Genomic DNA, 13,538 nt, shown 5'->3' with positions numbered 1-13,538 from the left:
GACACCCCGTCAACACACCCTTTTCGGAAGGAACCACCATGGCCAGCACGGAGCACTCCCTCAAGGACGCGATGAGCTCGATCGAGGGCGCCATCGGCGTTGCCCTCGTCGACTACAACAGTGGCATGGCGCTCGGCACCATCGGCGGCGGCCCGGAGCTCGACCTGAACGTCGCCGCAGCGGGCAACACGGACGTGGTCAGGGCGAAGGTCCGCGCGATCGAGATGCTGAATCTCAAGGAAGCCATCGAAGACATCCTGATCTCACTGTCCAGCCAGTACCACCTGATCCGGCCGCTCACCAGCCGCTCCGGGAAGGGCCTGTTCCTCTACCTCGCCCTGGACAAGCAGCGCGCCAACCTGGCGATGGCCCGTCACCAGCTGAAGCGCATCGAGGCGGACCTGGAGGTCTGACAGCAGCACCACGGGCAGCGGGCCGGGCGGACCATCGGGTCCACCCGGCCCGCCGGTGCGTGCACACCGGTCCGGCTCCCGGCGTGCACGGGTCTGGTTCCCGGGCAGGGGCATCAGTACCATGGCAATGTGACATTTCACTGATGTCCGGTCGACACCCCCGCCCCGACCGGCCGGCCGAAGGAGAGCCCACCAGCCGTGACCACCGACCCTGCGACCACCAGCCCCGCGACCACCGACTCCGCACCCCTGCCGCCCAACACCGGGAGCCACGACCTCCCGGTCTCCCCCGCGCTCGACGCCTTCATGGGCACCGCCTGGGCACCCACCCCGCTGCCCGCCGGCGATCGGGTCCCCGGCCACCACGCGATGCCGGCCCGGCGGGCCGCCCTGGCGGCGGCCTTCCCCGGCGAACGCCTGGTCGTCCCGGCCGGGCAGCTGAAGGTCCGCAGCAACGACTGCGACTACCGCTTCCGCCCGCACAGCGCGTACGCGTGGCTCACCGGGCTGACCGGCGAGGAGCAGGTCGGGCACGTCCTGGTGATCGAGCCGGACGGCGAGGCCGTGCTGCACGTCCGCCCCCGCTCGCCGCGCGGCGCGGGCAGCTCCGAGTTCTACCGGGACCGCCGCTACGGCGAGTTCTGGGTCGGGCGGCGCCCCGACCTCGCCGAGGCGGAGCAGCTCACCGGCATCCGCACCGTGCACCTGGACGAGCTCGCCAAGACCGTGGGCCCCTCCGCCCGGGTGCTGTCCGGGGTCGACCCCGCGGTGGACGCGCTCACCGGCCTGCCGCCGCGGACCGCGCCGAGGGCGACGCCCGGCTGGCCGCGGTGCTCTCCGAGCTCCGGCTGGTCAAGGACGCCTGGGAGGTCGGCCAGTTGCAGCTCGCCGTCGACCACACCACCGCCGGTTTCGAGGACGTCGTCCGCGCACTGCCGGCCGCACTGCGCCACCGCCGCGGCGAGCGCTGGCTGGAGGGCACCTTCGAGCGGCGCGCCCGGCTGGAGGGCAACGGCCCCGGCTACGAGACGATCGTCGCCTCCGGCGCGCACGCCTGCGTGCTGCACTGGATCCGCAACGACGGGCCTCTCGACCCGGACCGGCTCCTGCTGCTGGACGCCGGCGTGGAGACGGACACCCTCTACACCGCCGACATCACCCGCACCCTGCCGCTGAGCGGCACCTTCACCAGCGCGCAGCGGGACGTCTACGAGCTCGTGCTGGCCGCGCAGGAGGCGGGCATCGCGGCGGTGCGGCCCGGCGCGAGCTTCCGCGACTTCCACCGGGAGGCGATGCGGGTGATCGCCGAGGGGCTGGCCGAGTGGGGCGTGCTGAAGGTCCCGGCGGAGGAGGCGCTGCGCCCGGAGAGCGGGCTGTACCGCCGGTACACGCTGTGCAGCAGCGGCCACATGCTCGGGCTGGACGTCCACGACTGCGCCAGGGCGCGGACGGAGACCTATCTGGACGGGCGCCTGGAGGAGGGCCATGTGCTCACCGTGGAGCCCGGGCTGTACCTCCAGCCGGACGACGAGACGCTGCCGCCGGAGCTGCGCGGCATCGGCGTGCGGATCGAGGACGACCTGGTGGTCACCGCGGACGGCGCCCGGCTGATGTCCGGTGCACTGCCGCGCACGGTCGCGGGCATCGAGGAGTGGATGGGCACCCTGCTGGGCTGACCCGCCGGACGGCATAGGGCAGGGAGGGCGGGGCACCGGCCGTCGGCGCCCCGCCCTCCCTTCGGCGAAATAGTAGCCATGTACTTAATAGCCATGTACTGTATTTCCCATGAGCAAGGAACCCCACGGCCCGACACCCGGCTTCCTGGTCTGGCGGCTGGCCATGAAGTGGCGGGTGGCCGTCGACCGGGCGCTCGCCCCGCTCGGCCTCACCCACGCCCAGTACGCCCTGCTGGCCTCGCTGTACGGCGTCCAGCGCTCCGGCCTGCAGCCCAGCCAGCGCGAACTCGCCGACCGCACCGGCCTGGAGGCGCTCTACGTCTCCAAGCTGGCCCGCACCCTGGAGGCCGACGGCCTGCTGGCGCGGGAGAAGGACCCGGCCGACAGCCGCGCCGTCCGGCTGTCGCTCACCACGACCGGCCGGGAGACCACCCGCCGCGCCATCGCCCTCGTGCAGCAACTCCTGGAGCAGCTGCTGGCCCCGCTCGGCGGCCTCGACGGCGCGCGCACCGACGCCCTGGTCCGCGAACTGACGACCCTGCTGGACACCCCGCTCGACGTCCCGTCCGACCCACCGGAGGAGTAACAGCCATGCCCGAGACCGTCGTTCTCGACTCGACGATGCACCACGAGGAAGCCGGCAGCGGCACGCCGCTGGTCTTCCTGCACGGCAATCCCACCTCGTCCCACCTGTGGCGGAACGTCCTGCCCGCGGTCGGCGGCCCGTTCCGGCGGCTCGCCCCCGACCTGATCGGCATGGGCCGCTCCGGCAAGCCCGACATCCCGTACCGCTTCGACGACCACGCCCGTTACCTGGACGCCTGGTTCGACGCGCTCGGGCTGGACGGGGCGGTGCTGGTCGGCATCGACTGGGGCGGCGCACTCGCCTTCGACCGGGCCGCCCGGCTGCCCGAGCGGGTCCGCGGGGTCGCCTTCATGGAGACCATCGTCCGGCCGATGACCTGGGAGGAGTACCCGGCGGCCGCCCGAGCCCGGTTCGAGGCCTTCCGCACCCCGGGCGTCGGCGAGGAGCTGGTGCTCGACCGGAACGTCTTCATCGAGGGCTCCTTCGGCCAGACCGTGCTCACCGGCCTCGCCGAGGAGGACCTGGACGTCTACCGCAGCCCCTACCCCACCCGGGAGAGCCGCCGTCCGCTGCTGGAGTGGCCGCGGGCGATGCCGCTGGACGACGAGCCGGCCGACGTGGTCGCCCGGGTCAAGGCGTACGGGGACTGGCTCGCCGCCACCCCCGAGGTGCCGAAGCTGCTGCTGACCTTCGACTCCTCGCCGACCCTGATGATCGACCCGGCGATGGCCGCCTGGTGCACCGCGAACATCGCCGGCCTGGAGACCGTGCCCTGCGGCCCGGCCGGCCACCAGGCCCCCGAGGACCGGCCCGCCGAGATCGCGGCGGCAATCACCGCATGGGCGGGCCGCCACTTCGGCTGACCCCCAGGGGCGCTCGGGCACCTGAATCGACCACCCGAGTGCCCTTCGAGGCCGGCTCCCGGCTCGCCGGACGATCGGTGAGCACACGGCAACCTGGCGGCAACAGCCGGGCAACGCACGGGAATCCGGCCGGGCCTAATTTCTGTCACCCGACAGAAACCGCCCGCGGAAAGCCGGTGCCCGATGACCACCAGCACTTCCCTCGCCCCTGCCGAGACCCCCGGGCCGCCGTCCGCCGGCGAGCTCCCCTACCCCCAGCAACTCCACCGCACGATGGGCCGGTTCGCCTCCTTCGCGGCCGGGTTCTCGTTCATCTCCGTCCTGACGACGGTCTTCCAGCTGTTCGCCTTCGGCTACGGCGCGGCCGGCCCGGCCTTCGTCTGGACCTGGCCCGCGGTGCTCGCCGGGCAGCTGGCGGTGGCCGCCTGCTTCGCCGAACTCGCCGCCCGCTACCCGATCTCGGGCGCCATCTACCAGTGGGCGACCCGGCTGGCGAACCCGGTCTACGGCTGGTTCACCGGCTGGCTGATGGTGCTCGGCCAGGTCGTCGTGGTGGCCGCCGCGGCGCTCGCCCTGCAGGTGGTGCTGCCCGCGCTGTGGTCCGGCTTCCAGCTGGTCGGCGGCGACCCCTCGCCGACCACCGCGAGCGGCGCGGCCAACGCTGTGCTGCTGGGCACCGCGCTGATCGCGCTCACCACACTGGTCAACGCGGTCGACAACCGGGTGCTGTCGCTGGTGAACGGCGTAGGCGTGACGGCCGAGCTGGCCGGCATCGTCCTCATCGTGGTGCTGCTGTTCACCCACACCGAGCAGCCGGCCGGTGCGGTGCTGCACACCGGCCACCCCGGCGGCGGGTTCTGGGCGCTGCTGGTCGGCTCGTTCACCGCCGCGTACGTGATGATCGGCTTCGACAGCGCCGGGGAGCTGTCCGAGGAGACGGTCGCACCGCGCCGCACCGCGCCGCGGACCATCCTCACCGCGCTCGCCGCGGCCGGGGTCAGCGGCGGGCTGCTGCTGCTCGGCGGGGTGCTGGCAGCGCCCAGCCTGACCGACGGACGGCTCGCCGCCGAGGGCCTGTCCTACGTGCTGACCAGCAGCCTCGGCGACGGGCTGGGCCGGGTACTGCTGGCCGACGTGGCGGTCGCGGTCTGCGTGGGCACCCTGGCGATGCACACCGCCGGCACCCGGATGGTGTTCTCGATGGCCCGGGACGGTGCACTGCCCGGCGCCGGACGGCTGGCGCGGGTCTCCCCCGGCAGCGGCATGCCCCGCTGGGCGGCGCTCGCGGTGGGCGCACCCGCGGTCGGCTTCCTGCTGCTCAACCTGGTCTCCCCGGCGGCCTTCCTGGCGCTCTCCGCCACCTGTGTCGCCCTGGTGTACGCCGCGTACGCGCTGGTGGTGGGCGCCATGCTGGCCCGCCGGCTGCGCGGGCTGCCGCTCGGGGCCGGCGGGGCGGGCGGCGCGGGGCTGGACGAGGCCGGCCTGCCGCTGTTCTCGCTGGGCCGCTGGGGGCTGCCGGTGAACGCCCTGGCGCTGCTCTACGGGGTGGCGATGACGATCAACCTGGCCTGGCCGCGCGCCTCGGTGTACGACCCGGAGGGCGGGCACTGGTACCTGCAGTGGTTCGCGGTGCTCGTCCTGGCGGGGGCGGTGGCGGTGGGCGCGGCCTACCGGTTGCGCCGCCGCTGAGGCCCTTCGCCCGGAGGGCCGCCCTCACAGCAGCCGCTCGCCCTCCCGGCGGGCGGCTTCGAGGCGTTCGGGCCCGCAGCCGCCCAGGCGCAGCACGGCGTCGGCGACCGCACGGGCCACCTGGGCGGCCGAGCGGCCGCCGTGCTCGCGGGCGACCGCCACCCCGCCCTCGACCAGGCCGAACAGCAGGTCGGTGCGCAGCGCCGCGTCCGTGCCCGGGTCGACCAGGGCGAGCAGGCGCCCGTACGCGGCCTTCAGGGCCTCGCGGGCGCCGCGGAAGTCCGCGAAGCGCTCGCCGCGGACCTCGGGCAGCTGGTAGAGCGCGCCGAGGTTGTAGAGGCCGCCGAAGAGGAGTTCGGCGTCCCGGGCGGCGAGGGCCCAGAGCCGCGGGGCCGGGTCGGCGTCGGCGTCGGCGAGCAGGCCGGTGGCGAAGGCGAGCGAGGGCTCGACGGTGCCCTCGAGCAGGGTGGCGAGGATGTCCTCCTTGCCCGCGAAGTAGTGGTACATCGAGGCCTGGCGCATCCCGGCGCGTTCGGCGACGGCACGGGTGGTGGTGGCGGCGTAGCCGTTCCGGGTGAAGAGTTCGGCGGCCGCGGCGAGGACCTGGTCGCGCGGGGCGAGGCCGCTGTCCGAGGGGCCCTGGGCGCGCGGGCGGCCGACGCGGCCCGTGCCGTGGGTGGTGGCGGTACGGGGGGTGCGGGCCGTTCGGGCGGTCGGGCGGCTGGTGGCGGACACCCCGCGATCCTCGCACATCACCGCCGGCGGCGATCGCCGTGAGGGGACGGTAACTCCGGTGTTACGCACGGGCAATGGCGGCGAAGCCGGGCCTCCCTAATTTCTGTCGCATGACAGAAATCCACGACGCCGAGGCCGGCACCGCCACCACCACGGCCGCCCGCGCCCACGCCAGGTCCCAGGCGGGCACGGTCGTCGACTGCATGCCGCAGCTGCCGCCGCCCCCGGGCACCCTGTGGTCCGAGACCGTCGCCGGCGGCGGCTACACCCACCTCGTCCTCCCGGCCGGCACCCTGGTCACCCTCACCGACCGGGACGGCGACGCCTGCGCCCACCTGCTGCTGTACGTCACCGGGCGGCCGTGGGAGCGGCTGAACGCGGCCGACACCGTCAAGGTGCAGTGGAACGCCTACCTCACCGGGGGCAGCCAGCTGCTCTCCGGCGAGGGCCGGGTGCTCGCCACCCTGGTCGAGGACACCTCCGGCCGGCACGACGCACTGGCCGGCGCCTCCACCGCCGCCCGCAACACCGCCCGCTACGGCGACGGTTCCGCACACGGCCCCTCCCCCGCCGGCCGCGAACTGCTCACCCTGGCCGCCGCCAAACACGGCCTGACCCGGCGCGACCTGCCCGCCCCGGTCTCCTTCTTCCAGGGCGTCACCGTCGAGGCGGACGGCACCCTGCGCCACACCGGCCCGGCCGGCCCCGGCGCCCGGGTCGTCCTCCGGCTGGAGCAGCACAGCACCCTGCTGCTCGCCAACACCGCCCACCCGCTGGACCCGCGCCCGGCCTGGCACTGCTCCCCGCTGCAGGTCACCGCCGCGCCCGGCGAGGTGACCGGCCCCGGCGACCCGCACTGGGACGCCACGCCCGAACGCCACCGCGCCCACCTCAACACCGCCGCCCTGGGGGCCCGATGACCGTCCTGCCCGATGCCGAGGTGCCCGCCCGCGGTGCCTGGTCCGCCGTCGTCCGCCGCGGTCAGCGGCTCACGATCACCGACCTCGGCGGCAACCAGGCCGTCGACTGCCTGCTCTACGACGCGCACGACACCACCGTCCGCTACAGCGCCGCCGACACCCTGCAGGCGCAGGGCTCGGTCTTTCTCGGCAAGGGCAGCGTGCTGCTGTCCACCGAGCACACGCCGCTGATGACCGTGGTCGAGGACGACTGCGGCCGGCACGACACCATCGCCGGCGCCTGCTCCAAGGAGTCCAACACCCTGCGCTACGGCCACCACACCTGGTCGCAGCACGCCTGTGTGGAGAACTTCCTCGCCGAGGGCGCCCGGCACGGCCTCGGCAAGCGCGATCTGGTCTCCAACATCAACTGGTACATGAACGTACCGGTCGAGGCGGACGGCACGCTCGGCATCGTCGACGGCATCTCCGCCCCCGGCCTGCGGGTCGTGCTGCAGGCCGAGACGGACGTGCTGGTGCTGGTCTCCAACTGCCCTCAGATCAACAACCCGTGCAACGGCTTCGACCCCACGCCCGTCCGCATGACGATCACCGAGGACTGAGCGGCGACCATGGCCTACGACACCCTGCTGATCGCCAACCGCGGCGAGATCGCCGCCCGGATCGTCCGCACCGCGCGCCGGATCGGCATCGCCACCGTCGCCGTGTACTCCGACCCGGACCGCTCCGCGCCGCACGTCCGGCTCGCCGACCATGCGGTGCGGCTCGGCCCGGCCGCCGCCAAGGACAGCTACCTGCGCACCGACCTGGTGCTGCAGGCCGCCCACGACAGCGGCGCCGGCGCGATCCACCCCGGCTACGGCTTCCTCTCCGAGGACGCCGCCTTCGCCCGGCAGGTGGAGGCCGCCGGGCTCGCCTTCGTCGGCCCCACCCCCGGCCAGCTGGAGGTCTTCGGCGCCAAGCACACCGCGCGGGCCGCCGCCGAGGCCGCCGGCGTGCCGCTGCTGCCCGGCACCGGCCTGCTGCCCGATCTGCCGGCCGCCCTCGCCGCCGCCGAGACCGTCGGCTACCCGGTGATGCTCAAGGCCACCGGCGGAGGCGGCGGCATCGGCATGCAGGCCTGCCGCAACGCCGACCAGCTCGCCGACGCCTGGGAGCGGGTGCAGCGGGTCGCCGCCGCCAGCTTCGCCACCGCCGGCGTCTTCCTGGAGCGGCTGGTCGAGCACGCCCGCCATGTCGAGGTGCAGGTCTTCGGCGACGGCACCGGCCGGGTGGTCACCCTCGGCGACCGGGACTGCTCGCTGCAGCGCCGCAACCAGAAGGTCCTGGAGGAGGCCCCCGCACCCGGTCTGCCCGACCGCGTCCGCCGGCAACTCGCCGACTCCGCAAGGGAGCTGTGCGCCTCCGTCGGCTACCGCTCGGCCGGCACCGTCGAGTACGTCTACGACGCCGCCCGCGAGGAGGCCTACTTCCTGGAGGTCAACACCCGCCTCCAGGTGGAACACCCGGTCACCGAGGCGGTGTACGGGGTCGACCTGGTCGAGTGGATGCTCCGGCTCGCCCAGGGCGACCGCTCGGTGGTCCGGGAGGTCGGCGCACCCGACGGCCATGCCGTGGAGGCCCGCGTGTACGCGGAGGACCCGAGCCGCGACCACCGGCCCAGCGCCGGCCTGCTCACCGAGGTCGTCTTCCCGCCCGGCGTCCGCGTCGACACCTGGGTGGAGACCGGCACCGAGGTCACCACCGCCTACGACCCGATGCTCGCCAAAGTGATCGTGCACGGCGCCGACCGGGCCGACGCCCTCGCCCGGCTCACCGGCGCCCTGGACGGCACCCGCATCCACGGCATCGAGACCAACCTCGGCCTGCTGCGCGCCGTCCCCGCCGTCCCTGCGATCGCCGTGGCCGAGCACCACACCGGCACCCTGGCGCACGTCGCCGACCCCACCCCGCGGATCGAGGTCGTCCGGGCCGGCACCCAGACCACCGTCCAGGACTGGCCCGGCCGCACCGGCTACTGGCACGTCGGCGTACCGCCCTGCGGCCCGATGGACGACCTCTCCTTCCGGCTCGGCAACCAGGCCCTCGGCAACCCCGAGGGCGCCGCCGGCCTGGAGTGCACCCTGCTCGGGCCCGCGCTGCGCTTCACCGCACCGACCTGGGTCTGCGTCACCGGCGCCCCGACCGCCGTCACCGTGGACGGCACCCCCGTACCCCAGTGGGAGCCGGTGCTCGTCCCGGCCGGCGGCCTGCTCGACATCCCGGCCCCGCCGGGCCCCGGCCTGCGCAGCTACCTCCTGGTCGCCGGCGGCATCGAGGCACCGGACTTCCTCGGCAGCGCCGCCACCTTCACCCTCGGCGGCTTCGGCGGCCACGGCGGACGGGCGCTGCGCACCGGCGACGTCCTGCACGGCGGCACCGGCACCCTCGGCGAGGGCGCCGGCCCGGTCGCCGACCGGCCCGAGTTCACCTCCACGTGGCAGCTGCCCGCCGTCGAAGGGCCGCACGCCGCACCGGAGTTCTTCACCGAGCAGGACATCGCCGACTTCTACGCCGCCGACTGGTCGGTGCACTTCAACAGCGCCCGCACCGGCGTCCGCCTGGTCGGCCCCAAACCCGCCTGGGCCCGCCCGGACGGCGGCGAGGCCGGCCTGCACCCCTCCAACATCCACGACACCCCGTACGCGGTCGGCGCCGTCGACTACACCGGCGACATGCCCGTCCTGCTCGGCCCGGACGGCCCGTCCCTCGGCGGTTTCGTCTGCCCCGCCACCGTCGTCTCCGGGCAGCGCTGGAAGCTCGGCCAGCTCCGCCCCGGCGACAGGGTCCGGTTCGTGCCCGTCACCGCCGAGGACGCCGGCGTGCTGCGCCGCACCCCGGCCGCCGCACCGCACGCCTCCCGCCCGGCGATCGTGGACGGCGGCATCCTGCACCGCACCCCCGCCGGCCGGGACCGGCCGAGCGTCACCTACCGGCGCAGCGGCGACGACAACCTGCTGGTCGAGTACGGGCCCATGCAGCTCGACCTGGCCCTGCGGATGCGCGTCCACGCGCTGGCCGAGCAGCTCGCTGCACGGCGGCCGGAGGGCGTCGTCGACCTGACCCCGGGCATCCGCTCGCTGCAGGTGCACGTCGACCCGGACGTCCTGCCGCTGCCCGAACTGCTGGCGCTGGTGCGGGAGATCGAGCGGGCACTGCCCGCCACCGACCGGCTGGTGGTGCCCAGCCGCACCGTCCACCTGCCGCTGTCCTGGGACGACCCGGCGACCCGGGAGGCGATCGAGCGGTACATGGCGGGCGTCCGGGACGACGCGCCGTGGTGCCCGTGGAACATCGAGTTCATCCGGCGGATCAACGGCCTGGCATCGGTGGACGAGGTGTACCGCACGGTCTTCGACGCCGAGTACCTGGTGCTGGGCCTCGGCGACGTCTACCTGGGCGCGCCGGTCGCCACCCCGCTCGACCCGCGGCACCGGCTGGTCACCACCAAGTACAACCCGGCCCGCACCTGGACGGCGGAGAACTCGGTCGGCATCGGCGGCGCCTACCTCTGCGTGTACGGCATGGAGGGACCCGGCGGCTACCAGTTCGTCGGGCGGACGGTGCAGATGTGGTCGGGCTGGCAGCAGCGCGGCCCGTTCGAGCCGGGTGCGCCCTGGCTGCTGCGGTTCTTCGACCGCATCCGCTGGTACCCGGTCTCCGCGGAGGAACTGCTGGAGATGCGGGCCGACATGGCCGCCGGACGGTTCGCACCGAAGATCGAGGAGGGCGAGTTCGCGCTCGCCGACCACCTGCGCTTCCTCGAGGAGAACGCCGGGCCGATCGCCGGGTTCCGGGCCGTCCAGGCGGCGGCCTTCGCCGCGGAGCGGCAGGCTTGGGAGGAGGCGGGCGAGTTCGACCGGGCCGAACGGGCGGCCGGCGCCGCACCGGTGGCACCGCGGACCGTCACCGCGCCGCCGGGGGGCAGCGTGGTGGAGGCCGAATTCACCGCCTGCGTCTGGAAGGTCGACGTGGCACCGGGCGAACGGGTGCGCAAGGGGCAGCAGTTGATGGCACTGGAGGCGATGAAGATGGAATCGGCGGTCACCGCGGACCGGGACGGCGTGGTCGCGGAGCTGCTGGTCGGCTCCGGCGACCAGGTCGAGGCCGGCAGCCCGCTCGTGGTGCTGGGGGCGGTCGCATGAGCACCGCCCCCGCCGGCGCCGTGGAGCGGGTCCGCCGGGCGTACGAGCGGATCGCCGCCGTCGACCGGCCCGAGGTGTGGATCGACCTGCGCCCGCAGGCGGAGGCCGAGGCGGAGGCCGCCCGGATCGACGACCGGGCGGCGGCCGGCGAGCACCTGCCGCTGGCCGGCACGGTCTGCGCGGTCAAGGGCAACATCGACGTCGCCGGGCTGCCCACCACGGCCGGCTGCCCCGACTACGCCTACCTGCCCGAGCGGGACGCCCCGGCGGTCGCCCGGCTGCGGGCGGCCGGCACGGTCGTCCTGGGCACCACCAACCTCGACCAGTTCGCCACCGGCCTGGTCGGCACCCGCAGCCCGTACGGCGCCGTCCGCAACGCCTTCGACCCGGAGCGGATCTCCGGCGGGTCCAGCTCCGGTTCGGCGGTCGCGGTCGCCCTCGGCCTCGTCGACCTGGCGCTCGGTACCGACACCGCCGGCTCCGGCCGGGTGCCCGCCGCGTTCAACGGCATCGTCGGCCTCAAGGCCGCACCCGGCCGGGTGCCCACCGAGGGCGTCGTCCCGGCCTGCGCGAGCCTGGACTGCGTGTCGGTGTTCGCCCGGACGGTCGGCGAGGCGGAGGCCGCCCTGCGGCTGGTCGCCGACCCGGCGCCGGTGCCGCCGCCCGCGCGGCACCCCGGCCCCTGGCGGATCGCCGCCCCGGACGCCGCCCGTCTTGGCACCCTCGCCGACGGGTGGGCCGAGGCGTACACGGCCGCCGCCGACCGGCTCGCCGCAGCCGGCGCCGAACTGCGCGACCTCGACCTGGCACCCTTCGACACCGTCGCCGCCATGCTCTACCAGGGCGCCTTCGTCGCCGAACGGTACGCCGCGGTCGGCGAGTTCGTCGACGCCCTCACCGAGAAGGACGGCGCAGGGCTGGACCCGGTGGTGGCCGGGATCATCCGCGCCGCCCGCGACATCCCCGCCCACCGGCTGTACGGCGACCTCGCCGAACTGGCCCGCCTGCGGGACCTCGCCCTGGCCGAACTCGGCGACGCGGACGCCCTGCTGCTGCCCACCACCACCTGGCACCCGACCTTCGCCGAAGTCGCCGCCGACCCGGTCGGCAGCAACGCCCGCCTCGGCCGGTTCACCAACTCGGCGAACCTGCTCGGCCTCTGTGCGATCGCCGTCCCCGCGGGCACCGTCGACGGCCTCCCCTTCGGCGTGATGCTGGTCGGCCCGGCCGGCACCGAGGAACGGCTGGGCGCCCTCGCCCGTCTCCTGACCGAACCGCCGGTCCGCCTCGCCGTCTTCGGCGCCCACCTCACCGGCCAGCCACTCAACGGCCAACTCACCGCTCTGGGCGGCCGCTTCTGCACCGCCGTGCGGACGGGGCCGGTCTACCGCCTGTACGCCCTGGACACCGTCCCGCCCAAGCCAGGAATCGTCCGGGTCGACGAGGGCGGCACAGCCGTCGCCGGCGAACTCTGGGAACTCCCCGCCGCCGGCCTCGGCACCCTCCTGGCCGCCCTCCCCCACCCCATGGCCCTCGGCCCCGTCCAGCTCGCCGACGGCACCCGCACCCCCGGCTTCCTCTGCGAACCCGCAGCCCTCCCCGGAGCCGAGGACATCACCGCCTCGGGCGACTGGCGGACTCATCTGTCGAACCCGTAGGGGCGCGGGTAACTGCGCAATCCGGATGCGGCTCACCCGGACAGTGCGGCCAGCGCCCCTGGTGGCCGGCCCTTCAGCGCGCGCGGAGCCGTACCGGCTCCTCCTCCGGGGCCTCCAGACCCGCCGCCCAGAGGGAGCGGACGTGCCCCAGGTGGCGCGACATGCACTCCTCCGCGGCCTCGGCGTCCCCGGCCAGCATCAGGTCGAGCAGTTCCAGGTGCTCCTCCGCCGAGGAGACCAGTTCGCCGCGCTGGTCCAGCCGGGTGAGGCCGTACAGCCGGGACCGCTTCCGCAGGTCGCCGACGGTCTCCACGAGCCGGGCGTTGCCGGCGAGGCCGAGCAGGCCGAGGTGGAAGCGGCGGTCGGCCTCCAGGTAGGCGATGAGGTCGTGCTCGCGGGCGGCGGCGACGATGGCCTCGGCCTCGGGGCGGAGGGCCTCCAGCTGCTCGCGGGTGGCGGTGCGGGCGACCCGGCCGACGGTCGGGACCTCGATGAGGGCGCGGATCTCGGTGAACTCGTCGAGGTCGCGTTCGCTGAGCTCGGTGACCCGGAAGCCCTTGTTGCGGACGGCCTCGACGAGGCCCTCGCGGGCGAGGTCGAGCATGGCCTCGCGCACGGGGGTGGCGGAGACGCCGAAGTCCGCGGCGAGGGCGGGTGCCGAGTAGACGACGCCGGGGCGCAGCTCGCCGGAGATCAGTGCCGCGCGCAGGGCGTGGGCGACCTGGTCGCGCAGTCTCTCCTGGACGGAGATGAGGGCGCGGGGCTTGAGGTCCGCCATGGTGTGCCTCCGGAGGTGTACTGGACCCCATCGTAC

General features: G+C 74.7%; 10 protein-coding genes and 1 pseudogene. 9 read left to right on the top strand and 2 right to left on the bottom strand.

Annotation, left to right across the window (positions count from 1 at the left end; genetic code table 11):
• Positions 1-38 precede the first annotated feature (38 nt).
• The 5 genes and pseudogenes from ACQ614_RS29780 (at position 39) to ACQ614_RS29760 (ending at position 5,227) form a co-directional block, all read left to right on the top strand.
• Complete coding sequence (locus ACQ614_RS29780; protein ID WP_363494995.1) at positions 39-413, top strand: hypothetical protein; 375 nt, start codon at positions 39-41, stop codon at positions 411-413.
• A 306-nt stretch (positions 414-719) separates the two neighbouring features.
• Positions 720-2,089: pseudogene (locus tag ACQ614_RS29775) on the top strand (aminopeptidase P family protein).
• Between the two features lie 109 nt (positions 2,090-2,198).
• On the top strand, positions 2,199-2,675 hold the full coding sequence (locus tag ACQ614_RS29770) for a MarR family winged helix-turn-helix transcriptional regulator (RefSeq protein ID WP_431681937.1): 477 nt from the start codon (positions 2,199-2,201) through the stop codon (positions 2,673-2,675).
• 5 nt (positions 2,676-2,680) lie between these two features.
• Positions 2,681-3,538 (top strand): haloalkane dehalogenase, encoded by an 858-nt coding sequence (locus ACQ614_RS29765; RefSeq protein ID WP_431681935.1) that lies wholly within the window; start codon positions 2,681-2,683, stop codon positions 3,536-3,538.
• A 183-nt stretch (positions 3,539-3,721) separates the two neighbouring features.
• Positions 3,722-5,227: an amino acid permease gene (locus ACQ614_RS29760; RefSeq protein ID WP_431681932.1), complete on the top strand. Its 1,506-nt coding sequence runs from the start codon at positions 3,722-3,724 to the stop codon at positions 5,225-5,227.
• A 24-nt stretch (positions 5,228-5,251) separates the two neighbouring features.
• Here ACQ614_RS29760 and ACQ614_RS29755 read toward each other — a convergent pair whose 3' ends face one another.
• Positions 5,252-5,962, bottom strand: coding sequence for a TetR/AcrR family transcriptional regulator (locus ACQ614_RS29755; protein WP_431681930.1), 711 nt, complete (start codon positions 5,960-5,962; stop codon positions 5,252-5,254).
• Positions 5,963-6,072: 110 nt separating this feature from the next.
• Here ACQ614_RS29755 and ACQ614_RS29750 point away from each other — a divergent pair, with 110 nt between their 5' ends.
• From ACQ614_RS29750 to atzF, 4 genes are read left to right on the top strand one after another with little or no spacing between them, the layout of a single operon-like run.
• The gene (locus ACQ614_RS29750; protein ID WP_431681928.1) at positions 6,073-6,882 is read left to right on the top strand and encodes an urea amidolyase associated protein UAAP1; all 810 of its coding nucleotides are present in this window, start codon (positions 6,073-6,075) and stop codon (positions 6,880-6,882) included.
• Positions 6,879-7,484 (top strand): urea amidolyase associated protein UAAP2, encoded by a 606-nt coding sequence (locus ACQ614_RS29745; protein WP_431681927.1) that lies wholly within the window; start codon positions 6,879-6,881, stop codon positions 7,482-7,484. Before ACQ614_RS29750 ends, ACQ614_RS29745 begins: the two co-directional genes overlap by 4 nt.
• A gap of 9 nt (positions 7,485-7,493) precedes the next feature.
• Positions 7,494-11,066 (top strand): urea carboxylase, encoded by a 3,573-nt coding sequence (gene uca, locus ACQ614_RS29740; protein ID WP_431681926.1) that lies wholly within the window; start codon positions 7,494-7,496, stop codon positions 11,064-11,066.
• Positions 11,063-12,724, top strand: coding sequence for an allophanate hydrolase (gene atzF, locus ACQ614_RS29735; protein WP_431681924.1), 1,662 nt, complete (start codon positions 11,063-11,065; stop codon positions 12,722-12,724). Before uca ends, atzF begins: the two co-directional genes overlap by 4 nt.
• A 73-nt stretch (positions 12,725-12,797) precedes the next feature.
• On the opposite strand, the gene ACQ614_RS29730 is transcribed toward atzF, so the two are convergent.
• On the bottom strand, positions 12,798-13,502 hold the full coding sequence (locus tag ACQ614_RS29730; protein ID WP_431681923.1) for a GntR family transcriptional regulator: 705 nt from the start codon (positions 13,500-13,502) through the stop codon (positions 12,798-12,800).
• Positions 13,503-13,538 lie beyond the last annotated feature (36 nt).

This window comes from Kitasatospora dryopteridis (genome assembly GCF_050749075.1).
Lineage (GTDB): Bacteria > Actinomycetota > Actinomycetes > Streptomycetales > Streptomycetaceae > Kitasatospora.
This window is presented reverse-complemented; position numbering and strand designations above follow the sequence as displayed.